The organism is Acinetobacter sp. YH16044 (assembly GCF_013417145.1).
GTDB lineage: Bacteria > Pseudomonadota > Gammaproteobacteria > Pseudomonadales > Moraxellaceae > Acinetobacter > Acinetobacter amyesii.
In genome coordinates this window covers 186,546-203,844 of record NZ_VPEK01000003.1, presented here as the reverse complement: position 1 = coordinate 203,844, position 17,299 = coordinate 186,546, and the positions used below count along the sequence as shown (strand labels likewise).

General features: G+C 41.7%; 18 protein-coding genes and 1 pseudogene. 14 read left to right on the top strand and 5 right to left on the bottom strand.

From position 1 onward, the window contains the following. Window positions 1-554 precede the first annotated feature (554 nt). The 9 genes and pseudogenes from rpe to FTV38_RS03705 all read left to right on the top strand — a co-directional run bounded on the left by rpe (window position 555) and on the right by FTV38_RS03705 (window position 8,021). Entirely contained in the window at window positions 555-1,241 is a 687-nt protein-coding gene (gene rpe, locus FTV38_RS03745) for a ribulose-phosphate 3-epimerase (protein WP_078192356.1), read from the top strand. A 613-nt stretch (window positions 1,242-1,854) separates the two neighbouring features. Then, a complete protein-coding gene (locus FTV38_RS03740; RefSeq protein ID WP_180021425.1) occupies window positions 1,855-2,370 on the top strand; it encodes a hypothetical protein in 516 nt (171 codons plus the stop codon). Between the two features lie 46 nt (window positions 2,371-2,416). Next, on the top strand, window positions 2,417-4,399 hold the full coding sequence (locus tag FTV38_RS03735) for a multicopper oxidase domain-containing protein (RefSeq protein WP_180021423.1): 1,983 nt from the start codon (window positions 2,417-2,419) through the stop codon (window positions 4,397-4,399). Then, complete coding sequence (locus tag FTV38_RS03730; RefSeq protein ID WP_180021421.1) at window positions 4,386-5,387, top strand: copper resistance protein B; 1,002 nt, start codon at window positions 4,386-4,388, stop codon at window positions 5,385-5,387. The genes FTV38_RS03735 and FTV38_RS03730 overlap by 14 nt, the downstream gene beginning before the upstream one ends. A 300-nt stretch (window positions 5,388-5,687) precedes the next feature. Beyond that, on the top strand, window positions 5,688-6,005 hold the full coding sequence (locus FTV38_RS03725) for a multidrug efflux SMR transporter (RefSeq protein ID WP_180005009.1): 318 nt from the start codon (window positions 5,688-5,690) through the stop codon (window positions 6,003-6,005). Window positions 6,006-6,060: 55 nt separating this feature from the next. Then, entirely contained in the window at window positions 6,061-6,378 is a 318-nt protein-coding gene (sugE, locus tag FTV38_RS03720; protein ID WP_078191206.1) for a quaternary ammonium compound efflux SMR transporter SugE, read from the top strand. A gap of 37 nt (window positions 6,379-6,415) precedes the next feature. Continuing rightward, window positions 6,416-6,898: a methylated-DNA--[protein]-cysteine S-methyltransferase gene (locus FTV38_RS03715; protein WP_180005010.1), complete on the top strand. Its 483-nt coding sequence runs from the start codon at window positions 6,416-6,418 to the stop codon at window positions 6,896-6,898. A gap of 45 nt (window positions 6,899-6,943) precedes the next feature. Further along, window positions 6,944-7,590, top strand: a pseudogene (locus FTV38_RS03710) (NERD domain-containing protein). 62 nt (window positions 7,591-7,652) lie between these two features. Next, a complete protein-coding gene (locus FTV38_RS03705) occupies window positions 7,653-8,021 on the top strand; it encodes an SseB family protein (RefSeq protein WP_180005011.1) in 369 nt (122 codons plus the stop codon). A 56-nt stretch (window positions 8,022-8,077) separates the two neighbouring features. Here FTV38_RS03705 and FTV38_RS03700 read toward each other — a convergent pair whose 3' ends face one another. After that, window positions 8,078-9,010, bottom strand: coding sequence for a tRNA-dihydrouridine synthase (locus FTV38_RS03700; RefSeq protein ID WP_180021419.1), 933 nt, complete (start codon window positions 9,008-9,010; stop codon window positions 8,078-8,080). Window positions 9,011-9,459: 449 nt separating this feature from the next. Between FTV38_RS03700 and FTV38_RS03695 the strand changes: the two genes are divergently transcribed. Next, on the top strand, window positions 9,460-9,669 hold the full coding sequence (locus FTV38_RS03695; protein WP_067761877.1) for a cold-shock protein: 210 nt from the start codon (window positions 9,460-9,462) through the stop codon (window positions 9,667-9,669). Window positions 9,670-9,819: 150 nt separating this feature from the next. On the opposite strand, the gene FTV38_RS03690 is transcribed toward FTV38_RS03695, so the two are convergent. Further along, window positions 9,820-10,629, bottom strand: coding sequence for an inner membrane protein YpjD (locus FTV38_RS03690; RefSeq protein ID WP_078191164.1), 810 nt, complete (start codon window positions 10,627-10,629; stop codon window positions 9,820-9,822). A 138-nt stretch (window positions 10,630-10,767) separates the two neighbouring features. Here FTV38_RS03690 and ffh point away from each other — a divergent pair, with 138 nt between their 5' ends. Together ffh and FTV38_RS03680 are read left to right on the top strand one after the other, a co-directional pair. Beyond that, window positions 10,768-12,171: a signal recognition particle protein gene (ffh, locus tag FTV38_RS03685; RefSeq protein ID WP_078191163.1), complete on the top strand. Its 1,404-nt coding sequence runs from the start codon at window positions 10,768-10,770 to the stop codon at window positions 12,169-12,171. A 283-nt stretch (window positions 12,172-12,454) separates the two neighbouring features. Beyond that, window positions 12,455-13,048 (top strand): alpha/beta hydrolase, encoded by a 594-nt coding sequence (locus FTV38_RS03680; RefSeq protein WP_180021417.1) that lies wholly within the window; start codon window positions 12,455-12,457, stop codon window positions 13,046-13,048. 147 nt (window positions 13,049-13,195) lie between these two features. On the opposite strand, the gene FTV38_RS03675 is transcribed toward FTV38_RS03680, so the two are convergent. From FTV38_RS03675 to FTV38_RS03665, 3 genes are all read right to left on the bottom strand, one after another. Next, on the bottom strand, window positions 13,196-13,873 hold the full coding sequence (locus FTV38_RS03675; RefSeq protein ID WP_180021415.1) for a hypothetical protein: 678 nt from the start codon (window positions 13,871-13,873) through the stop codon (window positions 13,196-13,198). A gap of 225 nt (window positions 13,874-14,098) precedes the next feature. Next, window positions 14,099-14,827, bottom strand: a complete 729-nt coding sequence (locus tag FTV38_RS03670) for a type III pantothenate kinase (protein WP_168378523.1) — start codon at window positions 14,825-14,827, stop codon at window positions 14,099-14,101. A 22-nt stretch (window positions 14,828-14,849) separates the two neighbouring features. After that, the gene (locus FTV38_RS03665) at window positions 14,850-15,605 is read right to left on the bottom strand and encodes a biotin--[acetyl-CoA-carboxylase] ligase (RefSeq protein WP_168378524.1); all 756 of its coding nucleotides are present in this window, start codon (window positions 15,603-15,605) and stop codon (window positions 14,850-14,852) included. Window positions 15,606-15,634: 29 nt separating this feature from the next. Between FTV38_RS03665 and FTV38_RS03660 the strand changes: the two genes are divergently transcribed. Both FTV38_RS03660 and FTV38_RS03655 read left to right on the top strand, forming a co-directional pair. Continuing rightward, window positions 15,635-16,447, top strand: a complete 813-nt coding sequence (locus tag FTV38_RS03660) for a sulfite exporter TauE/SafE family protein (protein ID WP_180021413.1) — start codon at window positions 15,635-15,637, stop codon at window positions 16,445-16,447. 147 nt (window positions 16,448-16,594) lie between these two features. Continuing rightward, the gene (locus FTV38_RS03655) at window positions 16,595-17,290 is read left to right on the top strand and encodes a GntR family transcriptional regulator (RefSeq protein WP_180021411.1); all 696 of its coding nucleotides are present in this window, start codon (window positions 16,595-16,597) and stop codon (window positions 17,288-17,290) included. Window positions 17,291-17,299 lie beyond the last annotated feature (9 nt).

Below are 17,299 nucleotides of genomic sequence, written 5' to 3'. Positions count from 1 at the left end.
ATAGATGCCCGTTAAGTCTAAAAATGCAACGCTGTGTTTCTACCGCAGTGGTCTTTATTCATATTAATCACTGATGTTACGCACGCAAAAAATAATTTTGCATTTTTAAAATGATATTTAAGTCAATTCGACGGAGTCTTACATCTAGGGCTTAAATAAAGGGATTAGCCTTCGGCTGGAGGTACTCTTACGAAACGATGTTTCTCATTAGGCAAAATGAGAAGCGAAGCTTCGCAACGAAACCATCTTGCAGAGCAATGCTCCTCACCGCAAAACTCGCTCTCTAGCGTCTATTTATTTAAAGTATTGCAAAAAAAAATTGATGAGAAGTCGTGCTGTCTCAAACAATTGCGGATGACGTTACCGCGTATCGTTCTTTTATTTGAACCAATTTCGCTTCTGATGTTACTGCGTAACATCAGTTCATCCTAGGTTTCTTTATTAGAGAGATCTCAATCATCGGCATCGAAAAATCGACTAAGGGCATGGGCAGCGAATAGGGGGACAATTTGCTATAATGCGTCAATCACTCCCTTTTCAAAGCTAGGTTTTTCATGTCCAAGCCATTCTTAATCGCACCTTCAATTTTGTCAGCAGACTTTGCGCGCTTAGGTGAAGAAGTTGAAAATGTTCTAGAAGCAGGTGCAGATGTTGTTCATTTCGATGTCATGGATAATCATTATGTACCGAACTTAACTTTTGGTGCGGGCGTTTGTAAGGCATTGAAAAAATATGGCATTAAAGCGCCAATTGATGTTCATCTTATGGTTTCACCGGTAGACCGTATGATTGGTGATTTCTTGGAAGCTGGCGCAGATATCATCACTTTCCACCCAGAAGCGACTGACCACATTGACCGCTCTTTACAGTTAATCAAATCTGGGGGTGCGCAAGCGGGCTTGGTGTTTAACCCTGCGACACCTCTGCATTATTTAGACTACGTTTTAGATAAAGTTGACCAAGTCTTGTTGATGAGTGTGAACCCTGGTTTTGGCGGTCAAAAGTTCATTCCAATGACTTTAGAAAAGCTGCGTCAAGCACGAAAAATTATTGATGCTTCAGGTCGTGATATTCGCTTAGAAGTGGATGGTGGTGTTACCCCAGCCAATATCCGTGACATTGCTGAAGCTGGTGCAGATATGTTCGTTGCAGGTTCAGCGATTTTTGGTAAGCCTGATTATAAAGCTGTGATTGATGACATGCGTTCTGAATTGGCAAAAGTGCATGCTCAAGAGGCTTAAGCCTTTGGGTATAAGTTATTCATGGCTTGTGGATAACTATATGGATAACCGTATGGATATCTGTGTAGATAAGTATATGGATAACTTGAATAAATTATAAACGATTGTGCATCAATGGTTTAATAATTAGACGTATTAAGTATAAAAAGGACTCAATTGAGTCCTTTTTATATGGGTCAAAGTATTTGAAATATTGTGTATTTATTAATCTGTGGTAAATAATTAATCAGTTTAAAAAATAACTTTTATGTTTTAACTGGACGATATGCGCTGATTTTTATGATAGCGCAATAAATTTAAACTGTTGTGAATAACTGCACAATTAATTATGCTGTTAGCAACTATTGAGATAAGCTGCGACTGGCAAAACACATCATCGATCGCACTGGATAATGCTTTTAGATATTTCTGAATGTATTTTTCATGATGGATAAATCGGTCCAGCTGCATGTCATGTTGATACGAATGTCATGTAATTGCATTTGAATCGTAAATAACTTCATCATGGTGTTTCATGCAGATTTCGGCTGAGCTGATCGCGTGATGTTTCTAAGGATGTGTTATTCGGGACATGTTGTCACAGTGCATCATTGGGTTGAATTAGGATACTAAATTGTTCAATTTTTTGCGTAAGCATCTTGGCTTTGCTTGGCTCATGGCGTTTGTCATGGGGTGGAGCAGCGTGGTCAGTGCACAGCAAAATTTTCAACATCAACAAATGATGACTGCGAATGCCCATCAGGCATCAGTTCATGCAGCACATACTGATCCTTCGCATTTTAAAATGGCAAATTGCCATCAAAATCAGCGGCAAGCTGTTCCTGAGCATGCAGCACATCATGGCAAGCAGACGACATCTGAAGTCATTTCAATAATGGATTGTCATCAATCTTTAGATTCGCCATCTGCACTGCAAGATGGTCAGGTGCATCATTCAACAACACAAAGTACAGACTGTCAGGACTGTACACTCGCACATTGCCAAATCAGTACCTCTTATGTCGATAGCGCCTTGGTCGCATTGCAGACCTTCCATGTGCATCACTATGCAGAACCCCCTCGTTTCATTTTTGCTGGACAGCATTTAAAAGGCTTTTGGCAAGAAATTCTAAGACCTCCGCAAGCTTAACCTGAGTATTAAATACGTTTTTTCGTTATTTTATAAAGGTTAAGTCATGTCTAATTTATTTAAATCAGGCCTCGTGCTCGGGGTATGTCTGCTGTCACCAACGTGGGCGTTTGCAGCCATTAAAGAATATCATCTGAATATTGATGAAAAGACCATCAATTTGACTGGTAAAGCGGTCAAGAAAATCAGCGTCAATGGTCAGTTTCCAGCACCATTACTGGAGTTTGAAGAAGGCGATGATGCGGTCATCCATGTGCATAATCAGCTCAAAAAACAAAATACCTCAGTGCATTGGCATGGTCTATTGCTGCCCGGTTTAATGGATGGTGTACCCGGCTTTAATGGTTTCAATGAAATTCAGCCTGACGGTAGCTTTACTTACAAATTTAAAGTCCGTCAAAGCGGAACCTATTGGTATCACGCGCATTCCAAAGGCCAAGAACAAGACGGATTGTATGGCGTTTTAGTGATTTATCCGAAAGGCAAACAAGCACTTGCAGCACATGAACAGACGCAACGTGATTATGTGGTCATGCTGTCGGATTTTCATGAATCATCTAGCGCTCAGATTATGGCAAATCTGAAAAAGTCTGCCGAATACTATCAAAATCAGCGTGAAACAGTTTCAGATGTATGGACGCAGATTCAACGAACAGGTTTTAAAAATACGTGGCAAGACCGTTCGATGTGGAATCAGATGCGTATGCTGAAAACGGATTTGTCTGATGTCACGGGTTATACGTTTTTAGTGAATGGCAAAACACCACAGCAGAACTGGACGGGGATGTTTAAGCCCAATGAAAAAGTCAGACTTCGTTTTGTAAATGCTGCGGCTATGTCGTTTTTTGATGTGCGTATTCCTCAGCTCAAAATGACGGTGGTCAGTGCAGACGGTCAAGCGGTCAAACCAGTCGATGTTGATGAATTCCGTATTGGTGCAGCGGAAACCTACGATGTGATCGTAGAGCCTAAGTCTGCGCATTATCAGATTGAAGCTGAATCGATTGATCGGACAGGATTTGCGATTGGCACTTTACATGATGAAACACAGCCTCAGCACTCAGGCATTCGTATGCCAAAAGCACGACCACGCGCTTTGTTGACCATGGAAGATATGGGCCATGGTTCAATGTCAGGTATGGATCATAGCAATATGGGACATACTACTACAGGCTCAACCCAAACTTCAGCAATCCAGCAAGCGAATGCTCATGAGCACAACGCGCATACTGAAAATCAGTCAAAGATTCAGCCGAATCAAGTACATGATCATGCCGCTATGGGACATGACATGGACCATTCCCCAGTGACTGCACATATTGCTATGCAACATCCAGAGATGCATAAACAGAACATGTCAGATACGGCGCATGCCAATATGGATCATAGTGTGATGGATCATTCATCAATGAACCACTCTTCAATGGATTCATCCATGAAACATGATACGCATGCAGCGATGGATCATGCACAGTCTAAAGGAGAGATGCATGCAGTTGAAAATTCAGCAACGGTTATGGGTTGGGCCAATGCTTCAACACCTGTCGGTGATAAGGCCTTGCAATATAGTGATTTAAAAGCGTTAACCCCGCAGCCTGATACACGTGAAGCGACGCAAGATTTGGTTATTCATTTGGGTGGAACGATGGAACGCTACATGTGGACCATGAATGGCAAAAAATTCAGTGAAGCCGAACCACTGCAGGTGAAATATGGTGAGCGAATTCGATTGAAATTTGTCAATGACAGCATGATGGCGCATCCGATGCATTTACATGGCATGTTTATGCAATTGGAAAATGGGCAAATGTCTTCTGAAATGCCAAATAAACATACGGTGATTGTGCCGCCGGGGAAAACAGTGACGGCTCTGTTAACGGCCAATGAATTAGGGGAATGGGCGATTCATTGTCACTTGCTGTATCACATGTCTGCAGGGATGATGAATAAACTTGTGGTCGCAAAGGTCGCAGAGAATACGAAAACGGCATCTGTACCGCAAAAGGAGGTGTCTCATGCGCATCATTAAACCATGCACATATACGGTTCTAAGTTTAGCTTTGGCATCGGTCACTCAAATGACCATGGCGCAAGATGCACATCACAGCATGCCGACGTCAGCTCAACATGAGTCGCATTCCTCACATGATTCGTCGCATCAAGAGATACAAACAGCGATTGAATCGAGCCAGATGGAGCATACTGCAGAACATGCAGAACATGCAGAACATGCAGAACATGCAGAACATGCAGAACATGCAGAACATGCAGAACATGCAGAACATGCAGAACATGCAGAACATGCAAATGTATCATCTATTGCGTCACGTGCTGCTTCTGCGCAGCATCCTGTTGATCATAAGCGTGAACATGGTGGACAGATTTATCAAGCGACTGAGATCGACAGTCGATGGCTCAATAATGCCGATGGTCGTGGAAGTTTAAAGACTGAAATTGAGAGTCGAATCGGGACCGATGAAAATAAGCTCTTCATCAAACTACATGCCGATAAAGCAGAATCTCAAGACGCTGATTATGCGGCTCAAGTGATGTATAGCCGTATGATCTCTGACTTTTGGGATGCGCAAATTGGCGCACGTTATCGTGTCGATGAACATCAAGTGACGGACAAGGAACAGTTAGATGCTGCGGTGGGTCTGCATGGTCTGGCACCTTATTTCTTTGAAACCGATGCTTATTTATATCTTGGTGCAGAAAAACAGGTCAGTTTTTCTTTAGAAACCGAACGTGATCTGCTGCTGACGCAAAAATTGATTTTAAAACCGTATCTGAACCTAGATGTGGTGCTGAGTGATGATTCTGCCTATGCACAAAAAACAGGACTCAGTGCTGTATGGCTAGGGCTAGAAACACGCTATGAAATTAATAAAAAGTTGATGCCATTTATCGATGTTGCTTACAGCTATGAAAAAGGAAATCAGCATACGGCATGGCAAGCTGAAACTGGAAGTGAAAAACAATGGTGGTATGGCGCAGGTGTACGTCTGAAGTTCTAATCGGCGAATAGACCAAATAAAGAGGGCATCATCAACAGGTTTTGGTGATGCCTTTTTTATTTCTGAATCTGTCCTTTGAACAGACATGCTATGTTTTGGCGCAAATCATCTGCACTAGAGTTTTACTCAACTGAATAACGCCCTGAATTTGGTCAAAAAATGTAAAGACTGCACTAAAAGTCAGCATATTTGCTATACTGAGACAATATTCGGAGGAACGACCTCCCTTACATCTTTGTTCAAAGCCAGTAAGAAAAATCGTCAGGACGACCTGACTCTACTAATATGGAGGAAGGCATCATGGCCTGGGTTGTTCTGGTATTCGCTGGTATTTTTGAAATCGTTTGGGCCTATTCGATGAAGCTCTCAGAAGGCTTTACAAAACTTGGCCCAAGTTTAGTCACTTTATTTTTTATGATCCTGAGCTTTGGTTTATTGGCGTATGCCATGAAAACATTGCCTCTAGGAACGGCTTATACCATTTGGACAGGAATCGGTGCGATTGGCTCATTCCTCGTGGGGATTTTTATACTCGGTGAGCCTGCAACTGCTATGCGGATGTTAGCCACAGTACTGATCATTTCTGGTCTAATCTTGATGAAATTATCTTCAAGTTAATATGTTTTAAAGCACAGCGGTCATTGACCTCTGTGCTTTTTTTATGGGTAAAAATATGGCTTGGGTTTTATTAATTGTAGCGGGATTGCTTGAGGTGGTTTGGGCGTATTGTATGAAAGTCTCTGAAGGCTTTAGCAAACTGACGCCAAGTATTTTGACCATCGTTTTCATGATCGCAAGTTTCGCTTTATTGTCTTATGCAATGAAATCCTTACCGTTGGGTACAGCCTATACGGTGTGGACAGGGATTGGTGCAGTGGGTTCATTTATCCTCGGCATCGTTGTATTGGGTGAGCCTGCCAATGCCATGCGCATGCTAGCTGCGGTCCTGATTATTTCAGGACTGGTCTTGATGAAATTATCGTCCTCCTGAATAATGAAGTGCTGCGATTTTGAGCTTGGAGTATGTCATGCAACTTTCTTATCAGTTTTTAGATTCACCCGTTGGACAATTAAAACTTGTTGCACATGAAACCGCATTGGTGGCTGTCCTTTGGGAAAATGAAAACCCTAATCGTGTGCGATTGGCGGCTTTGGTTGAAGATCGGCAACACCCGATTTTGCTCAAAACTGCACAGCAATTAAATGAATATTTTGCAGGTAAAAGACAGCAATTTGACTTGCCGCTAGACTTTGAAGGTACCGAATTTCAGCAACAAGTTTGGCAAGCTTTACTGACAATTCCTTTTGGAGAAACTCGCAGTTATAAACAAATTGCAGAGCAGATCGGCAATGTCAAAGCCGTACGTGCTGTCGGTGCAGCCAATGGTAAAAATCCAATTTCAATTATTGCACCCTGTCATCGTGTTGTGGGGGCAAATGGAAAATTAGTGGGTTTTGCGGGCGGTCTAGAAAATAAAGAAATATTGTTAAAAATTGAGAAATTACAATAAAATAGAAAATATACTTATTTAAAATAATGAATCAAATTAGTGAATATTTCTCAAATTTTTGCACCCCTCATTTCGACGTTTTGGTGGCTAATTCCATTGTTACTGATTGTGGGGGCAATCAAAGCATTTAAACCATATTTAAAGGGGAAAATGGGGGAGTTTGCTGTCACCGTTCATGTCAAACTTTATTTGAAAGACCATTATATATTGTTAAATGATTTGACCTTACCAGATGGCGAGGGAGCTACCACTCAAATTGATCATCTTCTTTTAAACCTTTTGGTGTGTTTGTGATTGAAACTAAAAACTATAAGGGCTGGATTTTTGGGAGCGAAAGACAAAAACAATGGACGCAAAAGATTTATAAAAAAAGTTTTAAATTTCAAAATCCGATTCACCAAAATTATAAACATATGAAAGTGTTAGAACAGGTGTTGAGCGATATACTGGATAAAGACAATATGCATTCTGTGATTGTTTTTATGCCTGAAGTGGTGTTTAAAACAGAGATGCCGTCGAATGTTTTTCGGGGTACAGCTTGGGTGGACTATGTTCAAACTTTTCGGCAACCCGTGATCTCTGAAATGAAACTTAAACGAATACAGTTGCGTTTAGAAAAAGAAATTTTAGAAAAATCGTGGAAAACAAATCGACAGCACGTTGAAGATTTAAATCAACGGCATAATTCATAAACTTCCTGTATGCTGTGGATTGTGAACAGTATCTGACTGATAAAAATAGACGGACAATAACAATGAACGACACGCTTCAACATCTTTATGAATCGACTTTAGATCATCCTGAGCAATACCAAGACTTTTATCAGCAACTTTTAGCCAACCAAGTGTATTGTTTGGGTGAGCGTGATGCTGAGCAGCATTTACATTTTCAATTGATGGAAACGGAGCAGGGCGAGCAAGCCATTCCATTCTTTCTGAGTCTTGCGATGCTTCAACAGGATGTTGGCGCAGATGCAGAATTTGTCATGATCAGTGCTGAAAAATTATTTGCGATTACCAAAGGCGCAAGCTTGGTGATGAACCCGACTTCGGAACATCCGAAAGAGTTTTTGGCAGATGAGATCGACGCAATTTTAGAGTTTGCTAAACAACAAAGCCTTTGAACACTGTAGGTGTGTTCAAAGGCTTTGCGGCTACGCTGAGATATGTGTTTTAAAACTTACATACCTGCTTTGAGTTTTTCCACGATTTCATCGAGTGGTTTGACACGTTTTACTTCATCCCAAAGGACTTTGGCTTCTGGATAGTGCTTCGACATCATGCCGAGCCATTGTTTATAACGACCGACCATATTCATTTCTTTCTTATACGATCCATTTAAGAAACGAATTTGTAAGCCAAGTAGTTCATGCCATGTAATCAGCGGCTCATCGGTATTACGACGGATACACTGTGTAATGTCAGGGGTGGTGACTGCAGCACGACCAATCATCAGGTCTTCACAACCTGATTCGAGTTGGCACTGTTTGGCATCGGCATTGTTCCAAATTTCACCGTTGGCAATCACGTTAATTTTCAATGCTTCACGAATGGGTTGCAACTGATCCCAAAAGGCAGGCGGGGTGTAACCATCGGCTTTGGTGCGCGCATGGACTGTAACCCATGCAGCTCCTGCATCTTCGATGGCATGCGCATTTTCCATGGTGAAGTTACGGTCCATATAACCCAAACGCATTTTTGCTGATACAGGAATATGACTCGGAACAGCATCACGCACAGCTTTGACTAACTCATACACCACTTCAGGCTCATCCAGCAGAACTGAACCACCACGGTGGCGGTTGACGGTTTTTGCAGGGCAACCAAAGTTCATATCAATCGCAGGGGCACCAAGTTCTACCGCGCGTACAGCATTTGCCGCGAGCATAATGGGATTGTTACCTAAGAACTGTACATGAACCGGTGTTCCTGCTGCAGTTTTGCCTTCATTGTTTAGTTCAGGACAATAGCTATGATAAATATGATCGGGCAGGACAGAGTCCGTGACACGGATAAACTCGGTTACACACCAGTCAAAACTCCCCACATGCGTCAACACATCTCGCATAATTGGGTCGGTTAAGCCTTCCATCGGCGCAAGAACAAGTTTCACGGTCACACAGCCAAAAATTGAAAAACGGAGTTATACGTGGTTTTGAAAGGGATGTCTAGGTTTTGTGCTTATGGTGACGCGGAATACGAAATGACAAGATTTTATGTAACTATTTGGTGAAATTAGGACCAAAGTCGTAAAGTCTTGACTGACATAAAACTTTAACAATAAAATGAGTAAATACATATGGATAGTAATAATAAGAAGATGGCTTATACTGTTGTTTTTTAATGGAATCAACAACATATACTGTGCTTGAATCTTTTAAGATTTCATGTATGATGGCTGCAACTAGAAAAAAAGTATTGTTTCGTAAATTTTCTTTAAGTATCGCAGTGTTAGTCATAATCCTTCGTTTTTTACAGAAATGAAGTTCAATTCTTTATTATTTTCCAAGTTATAGTCAGTCATCATCCAATGGCTAAATCAACAAATTAATAGGTATTATTATGTCTAATACAGTTACTGGTACAGTTAAATGGTTCAACGAAACTAAAGGTTTCGGTTTTATTGCACAAGACAACGGTCCTGACGTTTTTGCTCACTTCAGCGAAATCACTGGTTCAGGCTTCAAAACTTTGCAAGAAGGCCAAAAGGTTTCTTTCAGCATCGCTCAAGGTCAAAAAGGCCCGAATGCTGTAAACATCGTTGCTCTATAATTTAGACGTAATGAAAAAAAAGCGCTGTATAGCGCTTTTTTTATGCCTGTTGTTTTTATGTGAATAATCAAGCTATAAAAAAGAGAGCCGTAGCTCCCTTCTTGATAAAACTTACTTTTTGATAAAATATTAAATCGTTTCATCGTCGACTTAGCGGCCCAAAACCATTTCTAAAATAAACTTAGATCCAATAAAGCCGACTGCCAAAAGACAAAAACCAATAATGGTAAAGCGAATAGCTTTTTGACCACGCCAGCCAAATCGATAGTGTCCAATAAGCAAAGCTCCATAGACGAACCATGAAATAATGCTAAAGGCAGTTTTATGCGCCAAATGCTGTGCAAAGAAGTTATCGATGGTAAAGAAACCAAACCCAAGCGCCACGGTCAGTAGTGCAAATCCAGCAATCAATAAATCAAATAGCAAAGATTCCATGGCTTGGAAGGATGGAAGCAGACTCACCCATACACGCTTTTTCTGCTTGTTTTTTAGTTCACGGTCTTGTAAACGCAAAATAACCGCTTGAATTGTTGCCATCAGTAGGACGGCATACGCGGAAAGTGACAAGATGATATGGATGTCTAAACCCAGCGAATGTTGTTCTATAAATTGATTTTGTCGACTAAATGCGAAGCCCAAAATCAACCCTGTCGCTGCCACAGGAATGCCCAACAGGTTCATTGCCAGCACAGGTCGATAGGTACTAAATAACACACTGAGCAATAGCATGAGACCTGAAGTGAAAGACATCAGGTTGAACACGTCATAGTTCACACCCATAGGCGTCAACATGTCGTTATATAAAACACCTGCATGCAATAACATGCCTAAACCAAGTACAACACCAATAAACCAATGGTTCGGCGCACGTTTAGACATTAAATGGCTGAATAAATACCAAAAAGACGTGGTATAAGCGATTAATGCTAGGATCGTGTAAACCAAGGGGAGACTGATCATGTCAAACCTTTTTCAGGATGTTGAATATTCATTTATATAAATTCTGCAAGAACTAAAGTATCCTATAGCATTCTATGCATAAATTTTCTATTTTAAGAAACAATTTTTTGCTCATGGCTATTTTAAGCGGATTTTGCAATGTTTGATACCTTAACAGAACGACTCACGCAGAGTTTAAGAAATGTTACTGGCTCAGGGCAGCTAACCGAAGACAATATTAAAGATACGTTACGCGAAGTACGTATGGCACTTCTTGAAGCCGATGTTGCGTTACCTGTAACTCGTGAATTCATCGCGAAAGTTAAGGAAGAAGCATTAGGCCAAGAAGTGATGACTCAGTTATCACCGGGGCAGGCTTTCGTCAAAATCGTTCATGACGAATTGACCAAAATGATGGGTGAGGCGAATGAAAGCCTAGACCTAGCGGCAAAACCACCAGTTGTTGTGCTTCTTGCAGGTTTACAAGGTGCGGGTAAAACAACCACTGCGGCAAAACTTGCACGTTTCTTACAAGAACGTCAAAAGAAAAAAGTAGCAATGGTGTCTGCCGACGTTTATCGTCCAGCAGCGATTAAACAGCTACAAACAGTTGCGGGTGAAGTTGGCGCGATTTTCTTTGAATCTAGCGCAGACGAAAAACCGATTACCATCGCAAATCGTGCGATCGAGCAAGCAAAAATTCAATTTGCTGATGTCTTGATTGTCGATACAGCAGGTCGTTTACATGTAGACGACGAAATGATGGATGAAATTAAAGAGCTGCATGCAGCGATTAAGCCGACTGAAACATTGTTCGTGGTTGATGCCATGACCGGTCAGGATGCGGCGAATACGGCAAAAGCCTTTAATGATGCTTTGCCTTTAACAGGTGTGATCCTGACAAAAACGGATGGTGATGCACGTGGTGGTGCGGCACTTTCTGTTCGTGCTATTACTGGCAAGCCGATTAAATTCTTGGGTATGGGTGAAAAACTCGATGCCCTAGAGCCATTCCATCCTGAACGTATCGCACAGCGTATTTTGGGTATGGGTGACGTACTTTCTTTGGTCGAAGAAGTTGAACGTAAAATCGACAAAGAAAAAGCCGAAAAAATGGCGAAAAAACTGCAAAAAGGCGGTAGCTTCAACTTTGAAGATATGCTGATGCAGTTTGAACAAATGAACAAAATGGGCGGCATGATGGGCTTCCTGGATAAACTTCCAGGCATGAGCAACTCAGGGATTCAAGATGCAATTGCACAAGCAAATCCTGAAAAGCAAGTGAAGAAAATGGAAGCGATTATTCAATCGATGACCATTAAAGAACGTCGTAACCCAGACTTGATGAATCCAAGCCGTAAAAAACGTATTGCAGCAGGCTGTGGTATGGATGTTGCTGAAGTGAATAAACTCATCAAGCAACATGCGCAAATGGCGAAAATGATGAAGAAATTTGCCAACCCAACGGGTATGGCAAAAATGATGAAATCATTAGGCAATATGCAAAAACAATTTGGCGGCGGTGGCATGGGTCCATTGTTTGGCAGTAAAGATCCGAAGTAATTTGGACTGAAAAAAAGGCGCTTTCTGCGCCTTTTTTTATGGCTGCAATTTGACGAGACTGTGCGTTCAAGTAAAGTGGTAGGGTACATTTGATAGCAAGTACTGGATGAAGGAATCTTGCTATACCAGCAGATAGATACCGAACTGAGCTAAATCATTACAAAAAGATGCCAAATTGACATTGAGAGCGTGTAGGTGACAGGTTTAAAACAGAGGTGAAAATTTGCCGAACTGCAAATTGAAAGCTTCACTAAAAATAATCACCTAAAATAAGAATCAAATCATGAATACACTGCATACGCCAGAAAGCCAAAAGATCTATATTGTTCATGGTCATGATGCATCGCCGAATGATCATTGGTTTCCTTGGTTGGGACGAAAGCTGCAAGAAGCAGGACATTATTCTCGACGCATCGTGATGGCAAATGCGGCACAACCTGATTTTGACCATTGGCAGAAATTTCTAGCGTTGCAAATGCCTGATTTGGATGAAAATACCATTGTGATTGCACATGGTTTGGGGTGTTTAACCACGCTGCATTATCTCAATCAATATTTTGAAAAGCATGGCACACGGATTAAAGCGGGCGTTTTTGTATCGGGTTTTAAAAGTAGTTTACCGACACAACCTGAATTAACCGCATTTATTCAACGTGCAAAAATGGATAGTGGTGTTTTACAGACCTATATGCCGATTTGTATCAGCTTGATTTCATCCAATGATCCTATCGTGCCGCCGCCGGTTGCGATCCAATTGGGCAATTTTATAAATGCACAAATTTATGAGGTGAAAGAAGCGGGGCATTTCACAGCACAGGATGGCTTTTCTGAGATTCCACAACTGTGGCACGTGTTAAAGCCGATTTTAACGGCTTAGCTAGGTTCTGTGCGCGTGTTTAATAGATCGCGTGTTTTGTAGATAAGATATTTAGTGAAGACTGAGATTGCAATCATGCAATTGGTGCAATTGAAGAGAAAAAAGGCGCAATCTGCGCCTTTTTTGTTTGTTCGAACTGTTGAAAGATCAGTCGAGTTCTAAAGCAACACGTTCACGAATGTCGTCAATGTCGTCATTGGCTTCACGACCATCTTCCTGCCAAGCTTTATAGCCACCAACATATTCACCGTCGGTATCGACCACATATTCAGCCGCAATTTTTCCTGAGGCATACCATAAGCGATAGGCATCATTGCCATTTTCATCGACTTTATACGCTGCGCCACGTTGTCCTGTTGGATAAAACTCTTCGCCGTGGATGCTCACGCCATCTTGGTTCACAAAGGTTGATTCTACTTTGCCGTTTTTGCGATAAAGCGTTACTGGGCCTTCAATGTCACTGCCACTGAAACTAAATAGTTTCATCGGATCTTTGACCCAAGCAGGTGAGGATTGAGGGGTTTTGGTTTCTTGGTAAAAATCTTGGACTAAAAAATCACCTGTCGCATTACGACCTAAAAGTACACGGTAATAGCCGTCTTTGACTGGAGTCATGTAATAGCTTGAGTCAATATATGATACGCAGCCGCAGTAATCAGGATTATCTTCATCTCCAAAATAGCCCAAAACTGCTTCAGAGGTGCTGAGCTGTGATTTGATTTCGGCAGGGATTTTAGAGTTGGCTAGATTTTGTGTCGTGGTACAACCGCCGAAGAATAATGTAGAGGCGAGCAGGCTTAAACCCAGTAAATTTTTAAATTTCATATCTATACTCTTCGTCTTATATTCTATCTTGAAAGACATTTTTAAATTATAAAGTTGCTGATGTATCTGTCGATCATCGCAGGCTATTGTAATTCCTTGGACGAAAAAAGGTCATGAATCGCGATACAATTTGTAACCACGCTTATATGAAATGACCATCAATAAAAAAGCGTGATCACCATTGGTCATCACGCTTTCACAGTTTGCTATCAAAAAATGGCTAAATTACACGCCATTTACATAACTTTGTAGGCCTCGAAGCAGCAAATCTGCTTCGACAGCTGGCTGATATTGTTCTAAATAGCGTGCAAATAGCGCAGCATCGCCACCGGTTAAAATCAACTGACTTGGATATTTGTCGAGAACCTTTTCAATGGTGCTGACCAAGCTGAGCAAGATGCCATGATGAACAGCGTCTATGGTGTTTTTACCAGGAGACAGCTCATCAAAGGTGGCATCTGGAATTTTAATGCCTTTGGTGTTTTGGATGAGCGAATCACGTTGTAAATACAAATTTGGCAAAATATAGCCGCCTAAATGTTGTAAGCCATCCGTTAAGTCAATGGTGAGTGCCGTGCCACAGCTAATGACACAGTATTTTTGTGTAGGGTCTTTGACCACAGCCAGCATTTGCAGCCAACGGTCGATCCCGAATTTACTGGTGTCTTCATATGCACAGCGTAAGCCCGCATATTCGGCATGTACTTTGGCAATAGTGACAGGAACGGCTAAAAATTTAAGAATTTTTTGAATCCGATCATTATTTTTCTTGTCGAGTACTGAAGAAATCCCGACCTGATCTAAGTCCAAACTTTTAAAGTGTTGGATCAAACCGAGAAGTAGTTCGGCAGGCGACTGTAAATGCAGTTCCGCAGCATGCTCTATGATTTGATCGTATTCGGTAATCCAGTATTTCAGCCGTGTATTACCGACATCGAGCCATAATTTTTTCATCAGTAGGCCTTTGCAATCCTGTTTATGATTGATCTGCTAAACGTAAGCGGCCTTGGAAATAATTTTCTAAGCGCTGCGAGGTTTGGATGTTGATCGAACCATCATTTTCAATGCCGAGAAAGCGACCTTGGCTTTTGCCTTGCAGGTGTTCAAGTTCAACGGGCTGTTGCATAAATGCAGCATAATGGTTGAATCGTGCAGCGAGGTTGTAGCAGTTATGATCGAACCATTCACCTGCAAGTTGAATCGCTGCATATAGTTCAGCAATTAACTGCAAACGGTTTGGCGAGGGAAGTCCGAGTTCAGATAACGAGGTTGCACGTTGCTCAATTCCTGCAGATGGAATCGGAAATAAGTTCATGCCCACGCCGACGATCGCTTGATGTGGCGAAATCGGTTCAATCAAAATCCCGCCCCATTTGCCTTGTGGGCTATATAGGTCATTGGGCCATTTCACTTGTAAAGGGAGATTTTGCAAACTTGGCATTTGCAAGATATTTAAGGCAATTTCAAGTGCAAGCCGTCCATCTATTGCTGTCTGTAAATTCAGCAATGTGCTTAAATAGATATTACCAACGGGTGAGACCCATTGATGATCGCGTTGCCCACGGCCCTGAGTCTGTTGTTCACTGCATACCAAAACATGCTGAATGCCTTTTTTGGCAATCTCACGGACATCGTCATTGGTCGATGTAGTAATGGGCTTCAGTAATAAAACTTCAGGCGGTTGAGGTACTGTGCTCAGCAATTGCTGTAAGTGTCTGGTCTCTAAATCCATTTGAATCTGAGAGTTGTGGAATAATATTGATGGAGTTAATCATATATTTACTGATTGGTGCAATCGCTGGTTTTGCTGCGGGGCTATTTGGTGTTGGCGGTGGCCTGATTATTGTACCGATTTTATTCATCGTCTTTACCCAACTTCAGTATGACCCCAGTGTGATTATGCACATGGCAGTAGGCACGTCTTTGGCCACGATTATTGTGACCTCACTCAGTTCGGTTTCGGCTCATCATAAAAAAGGTGCAGTGCTGTGGAATGTCTTTCGGAATTTGGCACCGTGTTTGGTGATCGGTTCATTTCTCGGTGCAGGCATTGCAGATTATCTCTCAGGGCAGGGTTTGCAACTGTTAATCGGCTTTTTTGCAGTCTGGGTGGCCTTTAAAATGTTTCGCGGTGCTGCGACACCTGTCGATCCGAATAAACATTTACCCTCACAAGCCATGCAAATGGCAGCAGGCGGTGGCATTGGGATTGCCTCTGCGATCTTCGGTATTGGTGGTGGCAGCTTAACCGTCCCGTATTTGAATAAAAATGGCGTCATTATGCAAAAAGCAGTCGCAACGTCTGCTGCATGTGGTTTACCGATTGCGATTGCTGGGGCACTCGGCTTTATGTGGTTTGGTCATCAAGCCGATATCGTGGTTCCCAATACCATTGGTTATATCCATATTTATGCATTTATCGGGATTAGTGTAATGAGCTTCATCACTGCGAAATTGGGTGCGAAAGTGGCTCATATGTTGTCGCCATTTATGCTAAAGCGTTGTTTTGCATGTTTATTAACAACAGTTGGTTGCTATTTTATTTACCAAGGTGTGCAAGCCTTTGGCGCTTGATTGTCCGTTTTGACTGACAAAATTGGCTTTGTTGACACAAGATTGTCAGACAATGTCATGTTCAATTAGGTTGCTTATCGTTTCTAATGCAAATAGATTGAGTGTAAATCTGAACATTGCATCTTATAAAAAAAAGATAGGAACAGTATGCAACAACAAGAAGCGGACAGTTTGTCAGAACAAATTGCCAAACACATCGGTGAACAAATCATTCGCGGTGAGTTGGTCGAAGGCGAGCGTATTCAGGAACTCAGAATCGCGGCCGAATTGGATGTGAGCCGTGGCTCTGTTCGTGAAGCTTTATTGATTTTAGAACGGACCCAACTCATTGAAATCTACCCGCGACGTGGCGCCTTAGTCTCTGAAATGTCGGCTTTACAAGTGCGCTCATTATTTGATATTGCAGCATTATTGTTGGGTCAAATTGTGCATCGTATGGCGGAAACGTGGCGTAGCCATGAAGCTGAGCGTATTCAGTTATTACTTGAACAATTAGACGTAGAAACTCGCCAAGGCAATACCGAAAAGTTTTATGATCTGATTTTTCAGGGCATGGCTCGTCAGCATGAAATGGTGGGAAATACCTACCTGATGCGTTATTACCAAGAATTGTTGCCATCACTCAGACGTAGTTATTTCCTGACACTGAATATTTCACGACGTGAAATACAAGAATCTTTTGATTTGTTTAAATTGGTGACTGATGCAGTTTTAATCAGAAAATCACATCAAGCCACTTTATTTATGGAAGATTTTTGTCGACACTTACGCAACCTTGTGTTGGAATCACTAACACGGATGAAACAAATCGAATTAGCGTGGGCGAGACGTTCACGCCGCTGATCAGGACAT